Below are 15,645 nucleotides of genomic sequence, written 5' to 3'. Positions count from 1 at the left end.
CCTGCAACCGCGCTGACGAGGCGGGCTGCTCGCGCGCCGCGATCACGGCCGCGGATGCGCCCGATCCAGGCCCGGCGCGGCGTCGTTCTCGTCCGGCGCCAGGGTCGGCCCCGTCGACGGCGTTGCCCACCAGAGCCGGCGCTCTCAGCCCCTTCCACACACCGGGCGTCGCGCACCGAGCTGTGGTGAGAAAGGAGACCACACTTCAAGGAATGCCGGGCCGCGGCAACACTTGCCGGACCGCGTTGGCGGAAAGCATCATTTCTGATCCGTGCGTCGTCCGGCTGCCATGTTGGTCAGCTATGCTTCCCGGATGACGAGCACCGGGAGCGAGCTTCACGGCCGTGTCTGCTCCGGGTGCCTCACGCAGAATCAACGGTGCTGGCGCCGGCGACGCGCGCCGGGCCGCCCTTGATGGAGGGTTCGACTTATGAGATTGCCCACGATGGCCATTGTGTTGCTGACAGTGGGTGCGATCGGCGCTGGATGTGGGGGCAATGGTGCCAGCGACGGGAGCTCGCAGAGCGGCGGCCCGGGGAGCGGGGGCTCGGGCCAAGGGAGCTCCCAGAGCACGAGCGGCGATTTCGGATCGGGCGGTCCGGGCGCAAACGGCTCCTCGGGGCAAGGCGGCTCCTCGAGCAACGGCAGCTCCTCGGGCCAAGGTGGGGCGTGCGCCACCCAGTCGGCCAGCGCCGACCTCCAGCCCGTGTACCTCGCCTTCGCGTTCGACGTGTCCGGCAGCATGGGCATGGGCGACGAGCCCTGGTACGATAAGGAGCTCAAGTGGGATCCCGTCGTGGCGGCGACGAAGCAGTTCTTCAGTGATCCCCTGTCCGAGGGCATCAACGCGTCGCTCAGGTTCTTTCCGAGCGACGACGAGGACCGCGACGAGAAGTGCTCGGCCGAGACGTACGAGACACCGGAGGTCCCGATGACGCCGCTGCCGTCTCCGCGCTTCGAGGAGGCGATCACCGCCGTCACCCCGGCCACCAGCGCCGACTGGCGCGGCGGCACGCCGACGCTGTTCGTCATGCAGGGGACGATCTCGTACGTCGAAGACCAGCGGCGGGCCACGCCTGGCAGGTACGCCATCGTCCTCGTCACGGACGGCTATCCTGCGGGCTGCGGCACGGAGTCCAACAGGATCCAGCGCGTGTCGGACGCCGCGGCCGGCGCGCTCGAGGACGGCGTCCCGACGTACGTCATCGGCGTCGACAACCCGCCGATCGAGGGCGCGCCGCACGACCTCGACAACCTGCACCAGATCGCCGACGCGGGCGGGACGGAGCGAGCCTACCTGATCGACACGGGCAATCCCGGGGCGACCTCGGCTGCCTTCAAGGCGGCGATCGACGCGATCCGCGGCGCCTCGGTCTCCTGCACGGTCGAGATCCCGCCCGCTCCCGACGGGCGGAGCTTCGACGCGCAGCGGGTCCGCGTGACGTACCAGAGTGGCGGAGGTGACCCGACGGCGCTCTCCTACGACCAGGAGTGCGCGAGCGAGAACGCCTGGCGTTACGACAGCGCCGCGAACCCGACCCAGATCGTGCTCTGCGACAGCACGTGCGCCACGATCCAGTCGGACCCCGAAGCGGCCCTGGGGGTCGATTTCACCTGCGAAGACGTGATCGTGATACCGCAGTGAAACGCGGACGACGCCCAGCACCTGCGCTCGGCGTCGTCCGTCTCGGCGGTTCTTGACACCCTGCGACATTCCCGCCCACGATGCCTCGGTGACACCTCGCTCGCCGAAGTCGCCCGCGGCCCTCGCTGTCCCGCGCCTCGCTGCCCGCCCGCCCGCCGTCCTCACCATCGCGCTGTCGCTGTTGGCCGGCGCGTGCCAGGGCTCGTCGACGAGCACGAGCCCGCCCTCGGAGAAGACCGCCGGCCCCGGCGCCGCGGCGCCGGCGAGCGCTGCGCCCGCGGCGCCGGCCGCCGCATACAAGGTCGGCATGGTGCTGGTCGGCCCCTACAACGACAAAGGGTGGAACCAGGCCCATCACGACGGCATCCGGTCGGTGCTCGCCAAGATGCCGGACGTCGGCTTCGAGTATGTCGACAAGGTGAACCCGTCCGACCGCCCGAACGTGAAGGGTTCCCAGGTCGCGGACGATCTCATCTCCCGGGGCGCGCGGTTCGTCGTCTACAACTCCGACGATTACAAGGACGACGCCCTCGAGACCGCGCGCAAGCACCCGGAGGTCACGGTCATCCACATCTCCGGCGATTACGCCTGGAAGGAGGGCAAGAACCACAAGCCCCAGCCCAACCTGGGCAACCTCATGGGGCGTATCGAGACGGCCCAGCACATCGCCGGGTGCGCCGCGGCGCTCGGCACCGAGACGGGCAAGATCGGGGTTGTCGGCCCGCTCGTGAACGACGAGACCCGCCGGCTGGTCACCGCGGCGTACCTCGGCGCGCGGTACTGCTGGGAGAAGTACCAGAAGAAGAAGCCGGAGGACCTCACGTTCAAGGTCACGTGGATCGGCTTCTGGTTCAACATCCCGGGTGTCACCCTCGACCCAACCAAGGTGTCCGACGACTTCATCGGCGGCGGCTTCGACGTGCTGATGACCGGGCTCGACACGCCCGAGGCCGCGCTGCAGGCCAAGAAGGCGAGCGGCGCGGGCAAGAAGGTCAAGTACGTCCATTACGACCACAGGGCCGGCTGCGACCTGGCGCCTGAGATCTGCCTCGGCGTCGCGTACTACAACTGGGCGCCGCTCTACCGCGAGGCGATCGAGAAGGCGCGCGCGGGCAAGTACGCGAGCGAGTTCGTCTGGCGAGGGCCGGACTTCCGCGATCTGAACGGCGAGTCGTCGGTCGTCGGCTTCGGGCCCGGCGCCGCGCTGGGAGAGGCGCAGGCGCCGCTCGGCGCGTTCGTCATCGAGCTGGCCAACGGGCTCGACCTCTTCAAGGGGCCGCTCAAGTTCCAGGATGGCACCGAGTTCCTGAAGGACGGCGAGGCCGCGACGCCCCAGCAGATCTGGTATCTGCCGCAGCTGGTCCGGGGGATCACCGGGCCGAGCAAGTAGCCGTCTCCGGGCGGTGATCCATGCGGATCGAGATCGAGCGCGTCGCGAAGCGGTTCGGCCCGGTCAAGGCCAACGACGGCGTGTCGCTGACGATCCAGGCGGGCGCCGTCCACGGGCTGCTCGGCGAGAACGGCGCCGGCAAGAGCACGCTCCTCCGCATCTTGGGCGGGCTCCTCCGCCCGGACGCGGGCCGGTTGCTCTTCGACGGCCGCCCGGTGGCGCTCGCGAGCCCGGCGGACGCGCTCGCCGCCGGCGTCGGCGTGCTCCACCAGGAGCCGCTCGACTTCCCGCCGCTCACCGTCCTGGAGAGCTACCTGGTCGCCCGGCCCCGCGCGGGCGGCGCGGGCGGCGTCGCGGGCGTCTTCCTCCCCCGGCGCGCGGCGCGCGAGGAGCTGCTCGCGCTCGCGGCGCGCTTCGGCTTCTCCGTCGATCCGGACGAGCAGGTCGCCCGGCTCACCCTCGGGGAGCGCCAGCAGATCGAGCTCTTGCGGCTCCTCGCGCTGGGCGTCCGAGCGCTGCTCCTGGACGAGCCCACGACGGGGATCTCCGGGGCGCAGCAGGAGGCCCTGTTCTCCGCGCTGCGGCGGCTCAAGGCGGACGGCAAGGCGATCGTCCTCGTGTCGCACAAGCTCTCCGACGTCGAGGCGCTCTGCGATCGCGTGACGGTGCTGCGGCACGGCAAGGTGGCGGGAGAGGCGGAGATGCCGGCCGGGGCCGATCGCCTCGTCGCGCTGATGTTCGGCGAGGCGCTTGCGCCTCGGGAGCGGTCCCCCGAGGAGGGCGGCGGCGCGCCGCTCGCGCCCCTGGAGCGCCTGCCCGGGCCGAGCGGCGGCGCGGCGCTCACCCTCGAGGGCGTGGCGTTCGGGGATCACCGGCTCGACGTGCGCATCGCCCACCTGGCCGTCCGTCGCGGCGAGGTGATCGGGCTCGCGGGCCTCGAGGGGAGCGGCCAGCGCCTCCTGCTGCGCGCCTGCGCGGGGCTGCTCCGGGCGCGGCGGGGACGCGTCGTCGTGGGCGGGGCCGACCTGACCGGCCGCCCCTACCCGGCCTTCCTGCGCGCCGGCGTGGGCTACCTGCCCGCCGATCGCCGTCGCGAGGGCCTCATCGCGGGTCTCTCCATCGAGGAGCACGTCGCGCTGCGCGCGCCGCGGCCCGGCTTCTTCCTGCGCCCGCGGGAGATCCGGCGCGCCGCCGAGCGGGCGATCGAGGCGCTCCGGATCCGGGGCCGGCCCGACACGCCCGTCGAACGGCTCTCCGGCGGCAACCAGCAGCGCACCCAGCTCGCGCTCCTCCCGGCGGGCCTCGCGCTGCTCCTCCTGGAGCAGCCGACCCGGGGGCTCGACCTCGCGTCGGCGCGCTGGGTGTGGGAGCAGCTCCTCGCGCGGTGCCGTGCCGGCGCGGCGCTCCTGTTCGCGTCGTCCGACCTCGACGAGCTGATGCGCTACAGCGATCGCATCCTCGTGTTCAGCGGCGGGCGCGTCTCGCCGCCCGTCCGCGTCGCCGACCTCACGCTGGACCGGCTCGGGCGGATGATCGGCGGCGAGCTCGACGGCGCCGCCCCGCCCTCGGCGCCTGGTGCACCTGCGCCGCCGCCAGCGCCTGCGGGGTCCGATCGATGAGCTCCGAGCCGAGCGCCCCAGCCGAGCCCGCCGTGCGCCGCGCGCCGCGCCGGGCCGTATTCCTGCTCCTTCGCCTCGCACCGCTCGCCCTGGCGTTTGCGCTCGTGGCGGGCCTCTGCGCGCTCCTCGGCGCCTCGCCGGCGGCGGTGGCCGCGGGCCTGTGGCAGGGCGCGTTCGGCTCCACGGATCGCGCCGCGCGGGTGCTCGTCACGCTGGCGCCGCTGCTCCTCTGTGGGAGCGGCCTGTTGTTCACGTTTCGCGCCGGGCTGTACCACCTCGGCGTCGAGGGGCAGCTCGTCCTGGGCGCCGTCTGCGCCACGGGCGCGGCGCGCGCCCTGTGGCCGCACCTCCCGGCGGGCGCCGTTGTCGCGCTCTGCGTCGGCGCGGGCGCGATCGGCGGGGCGCTCTGGGGCGCCCTCACGGGCGCGCTGCACACGCGGGTCCGGGTGAGCGAGATCTTCGCGGGCCTCGGCATGAACTTCGTGGCCCAGGGGCTGGTCCTGTACCTCGTCTTCGGCCCGTGGAAGCGCCCTGGCGTCGCGTCCATGGCCGGCACCGAGCCGCTCGACGGCGCGCTCCGGCTCTCCACGCTGGGCGGCACCGATCTCAGCCCCGTCGCGCTCCTGCTCGGGGTCCTCTCGCTCCTCGGGACGGCCGTCGTGCTCGGGCGGACCCACCTCGGGCTCCGGCTGCGGGCGGTGGGGCTGAGCCCGCCGGCCGCGGAGGTGCTCGGCGTGCGCGCGGCGCGGCAGGTGCTCCTCGCGTTCGCGGTCTCCGGCGCGCTCGCCGGCGTCGCCGGCGCGCTGCAGGTGCTCGGCACGTTTCACCGGCTCATCCCGAGCATCTCGAGCAACCTCGGCTTCCTCTCGCTGCTCGTGGTGATGCTCGCCGGGCGGCGCGCCGCGCTCGTCGCGCCGATCGCCCTGTTCTTCAGCGCGCTCAACGTCGGCAGCCTGGAGCTCCCGATGACCCTCGGGCTGGAGTCCTCGCTGTCGGGCGTGCTCCAGGGCGCGCTCGTCCTGTTCGCGCTCCTCGCCCCCAGGGCGGCGCGCGGCGGCGGCCGGCCGGAGGTGGCGTGATGGGACGAGGCCCGGAGGGACGAGGCAGACGGAGGCAGGCCTGATGGAAGGACGCCTCCGATGGAAGGAGCAGCCCTCATGAGCGACGGCGGCGCCGAGCTCCTCTCGCTGCTCGCGACCGCGCTCGCGGCGTCGACGCCGCTCGTCTACGCGGCGGTCGGCGAGACGCTGACCGAGCGGGCCGGGGTCATCAACCTCTCGGCCGAGGGAGCGATGATGCTCTCGGCGATGGTCGGCTTCGCGGCCGCCCTGTCGACCGGGAGCGTCCTCGCCGGCTTCGCCGCCGCGGCCGCGACCGGGGCGCTCGTCGCGCTCGTCGTGGCGATCGGCGGGATCTACCTCGGCCGCTCCCAGATCGCGGTCGGCTTCGTCCTGGCGATGCTCTGCGCGGATCTCTCGTCGGTGCTCGGCGGCCCGTACGTGCGCGTCCCCGGGCCGACGGTGCCGGCGGCGTCGATCCCGGTGCTGCGGGACGTGCCGCTCGTGGGGCCGCTGCTGTTCCAGAGCGATCCCCTGGTGTATGGCAGCTACGTCCTCGTCGCCTGCGCGTGGCTCTTCCTCTATCGCACGCGCGCGGGGCTCCTCCTCCGCGCGGTGGGCGAGCAGCCGGCGGCGGCGCACGCGCGCGGGGCGCATGTGACGCGGGCGCGCACGGCGGCGACGCTCGTGGGCGGGGCGCTCGTGGGCATCGCCGGCGCGGCGTACTCGCTCGATTTCAAGGCGGGATGGAGCCACCGCCACACGGCGGGTTACGGCTGGATCGCGCTGGCGATCGTGATCTTCGGCGGCTTCCATCCGGTGCGGGCGGCGCTCGGCGCGTACCTCTTCGGCGTGCTGTCGTCGGCGGCGAGCCTCGGCCAGAGCGCTCTTCCATCGGTGCCGACGCAGGTCTTCAGCGTGGCGCCGTTCGCGCTGATGATCGCGGTCCTCGGGCTCACCTCGAGCGGGCTCCTCGAGCGCGCCTCCGCGCTGCTGCCGCGCGCCGCGCGCCGCCCGCTCCTGCGCGCGTTCGACGCGACGCCTCCCGCGGCGCTCGGGCAGCCCTACCCGGCGGACGGCGCAGCGGAGGGGCGGCCGCGCCGCGTGGATCAGAGCGCCGAGGAGCGGTCGTGTGATGTGGGTGACGGGGCGGAGGGGCGGCCGCGCCGCGTGGATCAGCGGGCGAGATAACAGACCTCGAGCCAGGGGCGGTCGCTCTGGAGGGGGTGATCGCTCGAGCGGTACGACGTGCGCCCGTCCGGCCCTTCCTCGACGAGGAAGCCGTAGTTCGGGGTCGTGCCGTCGACCCACGCCTGGACGAGCCCGGTCAGATCGGCGCTCATGGCATAGGGGTCGACATAGGTGAGCTCCGCCGCGGCGGCCTTGTCGTAGCTCGCGGCGAAGCTCTGCCAGGTCACGGTGTCCTCGCGCCACGGCGCGGTGATCCGGTGAGCGCGGACGGTCTGGTCGCTCGATCCGAAGGCGACGACGCCGAACTCTGCCGACGTGACGGTGGCCCCGGCGGGGATGCCGTCGAGCCCGAACCGGTAGAGCGCCTGCTTGCGCGCGCCGTTGGCGTCGCCCGAGTAGTTGTAAGGGACGTGGCCGTCGCTGTAGCGGGGGAAGGCTTCCCAGATACCGGCGTCCTCGACGGCGCCGAGGGCGCCTCGCTGCAGGGTGACGCACACGTCTTTGCATGCGTCCCCGAGGCCGTCACCGTCGCTGTCGAGCTGGTCTGGATTCGCGGCAGCGGGGCAGTTGTCGCAGGCGTCGCCGATCCCGTCGAGGTCGCTGTCGGTCTGGTCCCAGTTGGCGACGCTGGCGCAGTTGTCGGTCGCATCGCAGAACGAATCGCCGTCGCTATCGCCGAGCGGACACGGATCGCAGGCGTCGCCGATCCCGTCTCCGTCCGCGTCGGCCTGGTCCGGGTTGTCGCGGTTGGCGCAGTTGTCGCAGCCCGCGCCCAGGCCGGGCGCGATGTCGTCGCTGTCGTCGCTGTCGTCGCTCGCGAGCGATGACAGCCCCACCTCGTAGCCGTCGCAGACGTCGCGATCCGCGCAGGGGATCGGGCCGGAGACCGCATCGTACAGGCAGAGGAGCGACGCGCCTTCGGTCGCCTCGACGTACACGCGGGCGAAGCCGACGGCCGTCGACCCGCCGTCGACGACATCGACCTGGAGATCATTGCACGCCGCTGGATTGTAGAGGGCGAGGACGCCGGGCTCGGTGAACGTCCTCTGGAGCGTCGCTGAATTGCAATCGCAGCCGTTGGTGCTCGCGACCGTGTCGAGGTGGACCCCATTCAGGTACAGCGAGAACGCGCCGGCGCCGCAATCGGCGTGGTTGATGGTGAACGTGATCGCGGTCGGTGCCCCGAACGCCGTCCCGGGGATCCCTGCGAGCACGAGAAGAGAGAGGCAAGCGCTAGCAGCGCTCGTATGGAAATATCGCATGATTCTTCTTATATTCTTAGTTTAGACAACATACAATGGCCCTGAGCGGTTTTTGGTTCGCTGGTGCGCGGGTGTCGCGTGTCGCGTGTCGCGTGGCGCGCAGTGAACAGCGGGGTACACGGCGCGTAGTGAACAGCGGGATACGCGCCGTGGGGTGAACAGCGGGATACTCGACAGGCGGTGAACGACGGGGCACACGACGCGCAGTGAACTGCGGGATACGCGATGCGCAGTGAACGGTAGGGCACGCGCCGCGTAGTGAACAGCGGGGTACACGACGCGCAGTGAACGGTAGGGCACGCGCCACGGGGTGAACGTCGGGGTACGCGACGCGGGTTACGGGTCCGGCGGTCATATCGTCTGGGGCGGGCTCCGGCAGTGCCTTCGCGCCATCACCGTCCGCATTCGTGGTGATGCCGCGCGTGGTGCCGGTTTCAAGGGGACGTTGCGGGCGTTCAGGCGGCTTTCGGCATTGACGATTTCTTACTGCGCTCGCCGCGAGCGTCGGGCGCGACGGGACGCCGGAGATCGCGCAACAGCAGCAGCAGCTCGCGCCCATCGGGACCTGGCGGCCGGCGGCGGCGCGGCGCCAGGCGGCGGAGGCGCCGGCTGCGGCGGAGCCGACCCGGGTGGGTGCCGGCGCGGAGCCCGACGCCGTAGGCCCAAGAGGACGGGCGACGTCCGGGTCGGCCTGGGATGGTCCGGACCAGGCGCTGTCCGGGTCGTGCCCATGGGGCATCTCTATCGAACTGGGCGGGCGGGGCCAGCCATCCGCGCTGCGAGCGGCCCGAAAGCGCCGTGAGCGAGGAGTTACCGCTGGTGCGCTCGCTCCCGGACGACCGTGCGGCGTCGCCGGCGCTCAGGAAGGGAAGTCTTGGTCCAAACGAGCGATCAGGTCTATCCGATCGATCCTTTGCCATGCGCTGCGCGCGGCCTCGACATGCTGGTGCTGGGTGACAGCGTCGGGCGCGACGGCGGCAAGATGATGATGGGTCCGACCGATGGAGCAGGGCTCCGGGATGCGCTGGTACAGCGCGAGAGCTTCTTCGTAGCGAGCACGGGCCGCGCTGGCATTGCCGTGGGCTCGAGCGATCTCTCCAAGGCGCCTGATGCAGTCGGCTTCGCCGCGCACAGACCCCACCTGCCGGTAGAGCGGCAGCGCTTCTTCGTAGCGCGCCCTCGCCTCGTCGTGCTGCGAGCGCGCGAGCGCGATGTCTCCAAGGCTCTGGGCGCACAGCGCCTCTCGCCGCCCGTCCCCTGTGCGCTGCGCCACCTCCAGCGCCCGACCAAGGGGCAATGAAGCCGCGTGCCCGGAAAAACGCGCGAAGTTGGTCAACGCCGTCGCCGTGTCGATCCATCGCCCTGGTTCGACCTCCGTGAGCCCGCGTCGGATCACCGAATCCAGGTTCGCCGTCTCCGGCGCGAGCCGCGCCGCCGCCTCTGTGCCGCCGCGGCTCCCCGGCACCGGCCCGAGCGTGCACGTGAGCTCCCCGTAGTGCTCCATCGCCCGCCCCAGGTCCTCCACGACCGGCGGGTACTCCGCTGCCACGTACTCGCGCACCGGCGAGAGCATCTTGAGCCGGCCGCCCTCGAAGTAGGCCAGCCCCACCTGCGCCAGCGCGCGCGCCGCCGCCGGCCCGATTCCCGGCAGGAGCACCGCGAGATCCCGCTGCGCGATCCCGTCCGGCAGCATCGCCAGCACCGAGAGCAGTCGACGCGCGCCGGCTGTCATCCGCGGCGAGCCGATCGAGAGCTCCAGTGACGCCTTCCAACTCCGGAGCCGATTGCGCGCTCCGCCGTCGCGCTCCAGCACCGCCGTGCGGCGCGCCTCCCACTCGTCCTTCAGGTTGATGAGGTCGTTTCCGTGGGTCGCGTGCGCGAGCAGCGCGATCGCCAGCGGAATACCCTCCATCAGGGAAAGCAGCGCCGAAAGTGCCGGCTTGCTCCGGTGCTCCTCGCCCGCGATGGCGCAGAACACTGCCTCCGCCTCGGGGCGTCGCAGCGGCCGGAGCTCAATCGGCGAATTCCAGGTCACCCTCCCCGGCCGGCCCGCGCCGCGCACCGACGCCACGAGAGACAGGTCCGGCACGGCCGCGAGCTCCGCGAGCAGCGCTTCGGTCCCAGGCTGGTCGTCGCCATCCCAGGGCGTCTCCAGGTTGTCCAGCACGAGCACGGCCGGGCCTGCTGCGAGAAATGACATCGCCTGCTGCCACAGGTCCGGGCCGGAGGCGATGCGCAGCGCTCCGGCCAGCGCGACGGCTGCAGACTCGGCATCTGGCGCAGCGTCGAGCCGCGCGAAGAAGCGCCGCTCCCCGAAGCGAGCCACCACCTCCGGGCGGTGCAGGACCGCCAGGCTGATCGTGCTCTTCCCGACGCCCGCCGCGCCGAGGAGCAGCACGCGTCCCGGCGGCTTGCCCACCAGCGCCGCGACGATGGCCTCCACCTCCAGGCCCCGGCCGATGCACAGCTCCGCCGGTGGCAGCCCCGCGGCCAGGGCGCTCCGTCCTCCCGGAGCCGCCCGCCGGCTCATCACGCGTTCGACCACGGCGCGCAGGCCGCGCACCACCTCGGTCCAGGCCTCGCCTCGAACCGGCCAGCCCTCCACAGGCCGCCCGCCCTCGGGGAGCGGAGCAAGCTTGCCGAACTCGGTCCAACCCCAGTCGCAAGGTCGGACAGGCACGGGCACGACGACCACCTCGCCCGCGGCGCGCCGGGCGAGAGCGCGCGCTGCCTCCTCATCGAAGTGACGATCGGAGGCGAGGAAAGCGGGACTCACCAGCAGGACCACGACCTCAGCCGCCTCGATCTGCGCGCGCGCTTCCGCCGCCGGTTCTCCCCCTGCGGCGATCCGGTCGTCGTGCCAGACCTCGATCAACCCGCTGCGCTCGATGGGCCTCAGGTGGACCTCCACCTCGGCACGCAACGCGGCGTCCTCCGGGGCAGACGAGATGAAGAGACGAACCGGCTTCGGCATGCGCGTCCAGAGCTGCAGTCTGCTCCGGCGAGTTTACAGACCTCTCCCTGGGCTGGATAGCCCAGGACGCCCGCCCGATTGCATGGACGGCCGGGTGCCGGCGGGCAGATACAGCGCAGCAACTCCGCTCGTCGCGCCGGAGAGGCCGCAGTAGATCTGCCGCGGTGGGCCGCGGGTGCGAAGTGCCCCGTCCGCGTCCGGGCCGAGGCGATGGCGGCCCTGCCGGACGGCGAGGTGCTCGCGGTCGAGCGCTGGGCGCCCGGTCGCGCCGACTCCATGGTGATCCCCCTGCCCGCCTGGGACGGCAAGCTGCTCCGCGCCACGGTGCTCGCCACCGAGCGCGATCGCTACGTCGTCGCGCGCTTCGAGGCAGCGAGCACCCTCGCGCGCAACGGCGGCCAGCGCATGCTGGGCGCGAGCGCCCCGGACGCGGCCCGCGCCGAGGCGCTCGCGGTTCACCTGCGGGAGCGCGTCAAGGGAGCGTCGCCCGCGGTCGCCTGCTTCACCCCGGCAGAGGTCCTCCGCGAGGTGAGGCTCGCGGGCGCGCCGTGACGGCTCAGCTGATCCCCATGGGCGCGCCGCCCTCGGCGACGAACCGATCGGCGATGTCCACGAGGAGCGCGTCGGTGGCGGGCTTGCTCTTCACGGTGACCTGCGTCTCGTCGGGAAGCAGCACGAACGAACCGACCACCTTGCCGTCGAGCCGCACCTCGTGGCTGCCGCCGGGCGGAGCGGGCGCGACCTCGTAGACCTTGCCGTCACGTGCCTTGATCTTCATGCCCTAGCGGTAGCACGCAGCGGCCGCGCGGGGTGCGCCGCGCCGCGGCGCGCGAGCCCAGCCCGCCTCGGGCAAGAGCCCCTCCACCGCGGGCGGATTGCGCGGTAGGATGGGGCTGCGCGCCGCGCGCGAGGAGTGTTCACCGTGCCGAGATTCGATCTGGTCCCGAGCCCGTCGCTCGCGTCGACGACGGCGCGGGAGCGACCCGGGGAGAGCGTCATGACAGCGGCCTCCGCGCGCGCCATCGAACCACGGACCCACGCCGCGGGCCGCCCGCTCGACGCCGATCGCTGATGCTGATGCCAGAGCCTGGCCAGCCCCCCGAAGCCGGCGGCGGATGGATCGTCCTCGGCGTCCTGAACGAGATCCTCCTCAAGCTCGCCAGCCAGCCGGACCTGCGGTCGCTGTGGGAAGAGGTCTGCGCGAGCGCGCGCTGGATCGTCCCGTCCCAGCGGCTCTGCGTCGTCCTCGCCAAGGACGGCGGCGGCGCCAGGATCGCGGCGAGGTACGAGCGCGGCACCTTCGAGTACGGGGCGCCCGAGGGCGGCGGTGTCGTCGTGGACGCCTGGATGGTCGCGGCGCTGGAGGCGCAGCGCCCCGCCTGGTTCAGGGGGCCGTGGGACGAGGCGCGCGAGGCGGATCGCGCGCGCGCGTGGCTCCTCGCGGACGACCCCGACGTCGTCTTCCATGTGCCGATCCAGGTCTACAAGAAGACCATCGGCACGATGCTCTTCGCCCTGGAAGACCAGCGCCAGATCGACCGGAAGGCGCTGGCGAGCGCGACCACGTACGCCCTGTACGTCGGGGCCACGTACACGACGCTCAAGAACTCGCTCGACCTCGCCGCCGCGAGCGCGCAGCTGCGCGAGCAGAACGACGAGCTCGAGCGGGTCCAGATCGAGCTGCGCCTGCAGCTCGACCGGGTCCGCGCGGCGCACGAGGCGATGCTCGAGATGTCGACGCCGATCATCCAGGTGTGGGACGGCGTGCTCACGCTGCCCGTGATCGGCACGATCGACAGCGCGAGGGCGGCCCGCATGATGGAAGAGGTGCTCGACGCGGTCGTCCGGCACGGCGCCCGCTTCATGATCGTGGACCTCACCGGCGCGCAGGCGACGGACACCTCGACCATCGATCACCTGCTCCGGATCTTCGCGGCGACGAGGCTGCTCGGCAGCCGGTGCATCGTCTCGGGCGTCCCCACGGCGATGGTCGGGCGCATCCTGGAGTCCGGCGGTAGCCTCGACGGGATCCCGGTGTTCAGCACGCTGAAGAGCGCGCTCGAGCACGCGGTGGGCGCGATCCGGCAGCAAGCACAGCCGGCGCGCCGGTAGCCGCCGCGGCCGGAGGAGCGCCCGGACCGGAGCGGTGAAGGCCGCGCGCCGCGCGCCGCCCGCTGTGATACGCCCGCGATCCCACACAGGAGCATGACGGATGAAGCTCGCGATGATCGGACTCGGCAGGATGGGCGCCAACATGGCGCGCCGGCTCATGCGCGGCGGCCACGAGGTCGTCGCGTTCGATCTGAACCAGGACAGCGTGAAGCGGCTGGGCGAGGAGGGCGCGGCGACGGCCTCCTCCCTGGGCGACGCGGTGGCGCAGCTCGAATCGCCGCGCGTGGTCTGGGTCATGCTGCCCGCGGGCGCGCCCACCGAGCGCGTCGTGGAGGAGCTCGGCGAGCAGCTCGGCGCCGGCGACGTGATCATCGACGGGGGCAACACCTACTTCAAGGACGACGTCCGCCGCGCCAGGGCGCTCGCCCCGAAGGGCATCCGCTACGTCGACGTCGGCACGAGCGGCGGCGTGTGGGGGATCGACCGCGGCTACTGCCTCATGGTGGGCGGCGCCCCCGAGGCGTTCGCCCTGGTGCAGCCGATCCTGCGCACGCTCGCGCCGGGGCCGGGGGACATCCCGCGCACGCCGGGCAGGCAGGAGGCCCAGGGCGGCGCGCAGAGCACGTCGGAGGAGGGCTACCTGCACTGCGGCCCGGTTGGCGCCGGGCACTTCGTGAAGATGGTCCACAACGGCATCGAGTACGGCCTCATGCAGGCCTACGCGGAGGGGTTCGACATCCTCAAGAACGCGGCGGGGGAGCGCCTGCCCGAGGAGCACCGGTACGCGCTCGACCTCGGCGAGATCGCCGAGGTGTGGCGTCGAGGCAGCGTGGTGGGGTCGTGGCTGCTCGACCTCACCGCGATCGCCCTCGCCGAGAGCCCGGAGCTCGCCGCGTACAGCGGCTTCGTGCAGGACTCCGGCGAGGGCCGCTGGACCGTGATGGCGGCGATCGAGGAGGCCGTCCCCGCAGAGGTGCTTTCCTCGGCGCTCTACGCGCGCTTCCGCTCACGCCACGATCACACCTTCGCCGAGAAGGTCCTCTCCGCGATGCGGCACAAGTTCGGCGGACACCTGGAGCGCCCGACGGGGGGCTGAGGCGAGGTTGACGGTCAGAACCGACGTCTAAAGCGACAAACCGGTTGAAACCACAAGAAAGAGCAGGAATTTCACAGGGAGGCGGGGAGCGAAAGGCGGCGAGAGGGAGAAAATCATTCTCTTCTTCCTCCCCGCCTCCCTGTGAAAATTCGCCGGGTTTCAACGTGAACGGTGCTCCAGAACAGGCGGCGAGCGTCTCCCACCGAGGTGCGAATGCATCATAAGGAAAAGGAAGGATCTCCCGCAGCCGTCTCTTGGACCGAGGGGGAAGAGCGCGCTCGTGAAGCGATCGAGCGATGGCGCGTTGCTCCGGGCTCCGCGTGCCTCCTGCACGGCCCGGCGGGAGCCGGCAAAACGGCGCTGTGTATGCTGCTCGTCGCCGAAGCGAGCGAGCGTGTCGGGGTACGCACCGCTGCGGTGCAGGTAGGACGAGCGGGCCGCTTCGCCTCCGAGCCCGAGATCCTCGCGTCGCTCCTGGAGCAGCTCGGTGACGACGTGCTGCGCCCTCCGCGGGACGTCCTGAAGTTGCGTTCGGAGCTCCGGAACAGGCTGGCCAACGGCCAGGAAGAGGACGAGCCAGAGGCGCTCCTCGTGCTCGATGGCCTCGATGAGTGCGTCGACTGGCCTCGCGAGGCTCGGGTATCGACGCTTCAGGCGCTCGGAAAGCGCGTTCGATGTCTGGTCTCCATCGCCGGCGGCGAGGGCGACGCGCACGCCTGGGGGGAGCGGCTGGGATGGAAGGCCGGTGATGCGCTTTTCGTCGAGGTTGCGCCGCCTTCCCCCGCGGCAGCGGAGCGCCGAGGCATTCCGAGCTGGGCAGCTGCAGGGGGCAACGGCGGACCGGAGGCGCTCGCCGCGCAAGTCGAGCGTGAGCTCCGACTCCTCCGGGAGGAGAGGTCGCGCTGGAGATGCTCTCCGTGCTGGCCCGCGCGCTCGCGCCGCTCGATGCAGAGGATGTCGCGGAGCTCCTGGAGATCGAGGACCGTGCCGTGCGCGGTCACCTGCTCGTGTACGGATCGATCCTCGATCGGATGTTGCGCCGGGATGGGCCGGCGCGCGCGGCGCGATTCCAGCACGAGGCGCTGCGGGTCGCGTGGGAGCAGAGGAGCGCCGGTCGGGATGGGGCGATCGAGGCGCGTTACCGCGGCGCGATCTCGCGATGTACGGCGGAGCCCGCCGGCCGCCGGCGAGCCTACTTCCGCCGCTATGCGAGCGCACACCTCGCGCTCGGCGGCGCTCCCATCGCTTCGATGCTCGCGTTTGCCGAGCCGGGTTGGGTAGCGGGTAACTCTGCCGAG

13 protein-coding genes and 1 pseudogene are annotated in these 15,645 nt (G+C 72.1%); 11 read left to right on the top strand and 3 right to left on the bottom strand.

Annotated elements, in window-relative coordinates; translation table 11 throughout:
- Positions 1-430: 430 nt before the first annotated feature.
- From WMF22_RS19815 to WMF22_RS19790, 6 genes and pseudogenes are all read left to right on the top strand, one after another.
- Complete coding sequence (locus WMF22_RS19815) at positions 431-1,645, top strand: vWA domain-containing protein (protein ID WP_437300611.1); 1,215 nt, start codon at positions 431-433, stop codon at positions 1,643-1,645.
- A gap of 88 nt (positions 1,646-1,733) precedes the next feature.
- Positions 1,734-3,035 carry a BMP family lipoprotein gene (locus WMF22_RS19810; protein ID WP_438036712.1) on the top strand — a complete coding sequence of 434 codons (1,302 nt, stop codon included), beginning with the start codon at positions 1,734-1,736 and terminating at the stop codon, positions 3,033-3,035.
- Between the two features lie 83 nt (positions 3,036-3,118).
- A pseudogene (locus WMF22_RS19805) lies at positions 3,119-3,562 on the top strand (ATP-binding cassette domain-containing protein); the annotation flags it as partial.
- 174 nt (positions 3,563-3,736) lie between these two features.
- The gene (locus WMF22_RS19800; protein WP_438037272.1) at positions 3,737-4,654 is read left to right on the top strand and encodes an ATP-binding cassette domain-containing protein; all 918 of its coding nucleotides are present in this window, start codon (positions 3,737-3,739) and stop codon (positions 4,652-4,654) included.
- The gene (locus WMF22_RS19795) at positions 4,651-5,733 is read left to right on the top strand and encodes an ABC transporter permease (RefSeq protein ID WP_437300609.1); all 1,083 of its coding nucleotides are present in this window, start codon (positions 4,651-4,653) and stop codon (positions 5,731-5,733) included. The genes WMF22_RS19800 and WMF22_RS19795 overlap by 4 nt, the downstream gene beginning before the upstream one ends.
- Before the next feature lie 78 nt (positions 5,734-5,811).
- Positions 5,812-6,903, top strand: coding sequence for an ABC transporter permease (locus tag WMF22_RS19790; RefSeq protein WP_438036711.1), 1,092 nt, complete (start codon positions 5,812-5,814; stop codon positions 6,901-6,903).
- Here the strand turns inward: WMF22_RS19790 and WMF22_RS19785 are convergent.
- The gene (locus WMF22_RS19785) at positions 6,888-8,165 is read right to left on the bottom strand and encodes a DNRLRE domain-containing protein (protein ID WP_438036710.1); all 1,278 of its coding nucleotides are present in this window, start codon (positions 8,163-8,165) and stop codon (positions 6,888-6,890) included. The genes WMF22_RS19790 and WMF22_RS19785 overlap by 16 nt on opposite strands.
- Positions 8,166-9,024: 859 nt before the next feature.
- Positions 9,025-11,139 (bottom strand): tetratricopeptide repeat protein, encoded by a 2,115-nt coding sequence (locus tag WMF22_RS19780; RefSeq protein ID WP_438036709.1) that lies wholly within the window; start codon positions 11,137-11,139, stop codon positions 9,025-9,027.
- 210 nt (positions 11,140-11,349) lie between these two features.
- Between WMF22_RS19780 and WMF22_RS19775 the strand changes: the two genes are divergently transcribed.
- Positions 11,350-11,691, top strand: a complete 342-nt coding sequence (locus tag WMF22_RS19775) for a hypothetical protein (protein ID WP_437300605.1) — start codon at positions 11,350-11,352, stop codon at positions 11,689-11,691.
- 4 nt (positions 11,692-11,695) lie between these two features.
- On the opposite strand, the gene WMF22_RS19770 is transcribed toward WMF22_RS19775, so the two are convergent.
- Positions 11,696-11,917, bottom strand: coding sequence for a hypothetical protein (locus tag WMF22_RS19770; RefSeq protein WP_012236178.1), 222 nt, complete (start codon positions 11,915-11,917; stop codon positions 11,696-11,698).
- Positions 11,918-12,061: 144 nt separating this feature from the next.
- Between WMF22_RS19770 and WMF22_RS19765 the strand changes: the two genes are divergently transcribed.
- From WMF22_RS19765 to WMF22_RS19750, 4 genes are all read left to right on the top strand, one after another.
- Complete coding sequence (locus tag WMF22_RS19765) at positions 12,062-12,211, top strand: hypothetical protein (RefSeq protein WP_437300604.1); 150 nt, start codon at positions 12,062-12,064, stop codon at positions 12,209-12,211.
- Complete coding sequence (locus WMF22_RS19760) at positions 12,211-13,251, top strand: STAS domain-containing protein (RefSeq protein ID WP_438036708.1); 1,041 nt, start codon at positions 12,211-12,213, stop codon at positions 13,249-13,251. Before WMF22_RS19765 ends, WMF22_RS19760 begins: the two co-directional genes overlap by 1 nt.
- Positions 13,252-13,351: 100 nt before the next feature.
- Positions 13,352-14,347: a phosphogluconate dehydrogenase (NAD(+)-dependent, decarboxylating) gene (gnd, locus tag WMF22_RS19755; RefSeq protein WP_437300602.1), complete on the top strand. Its 996-nt coding sequence runs from the start codon at positions 13,352-13,354 to the stop codon at positions 14,345-14,347.
- A 213-nt stretch (positions 14,348-14,560) separates the two neighbouring features.
- Positions 14,561-15,628, top strand: coding sequence for an ATP-binding protein (locus tag WMF22_RS19750; protein WP_438036707.1), 1,068 nt, complete (start codon positions 14,561-14,563; stop codon positions 15,626-15,628).
- Positions 15,629-15,645: the final 17 nt, after the last annotated feature.

It is taken from the genome of Sorangium sp. So ce204 (genome assembly GCF_051526795.1).
GTDB lineage: Bacteria > Myxococcota_A > Polyangia > Polyangiales > Polyangiaceae > Sorangium > Sorangium cellulosum_B.
This window is presented reverse-complemented; position numbering and strand designations above follow the sequence as displayed.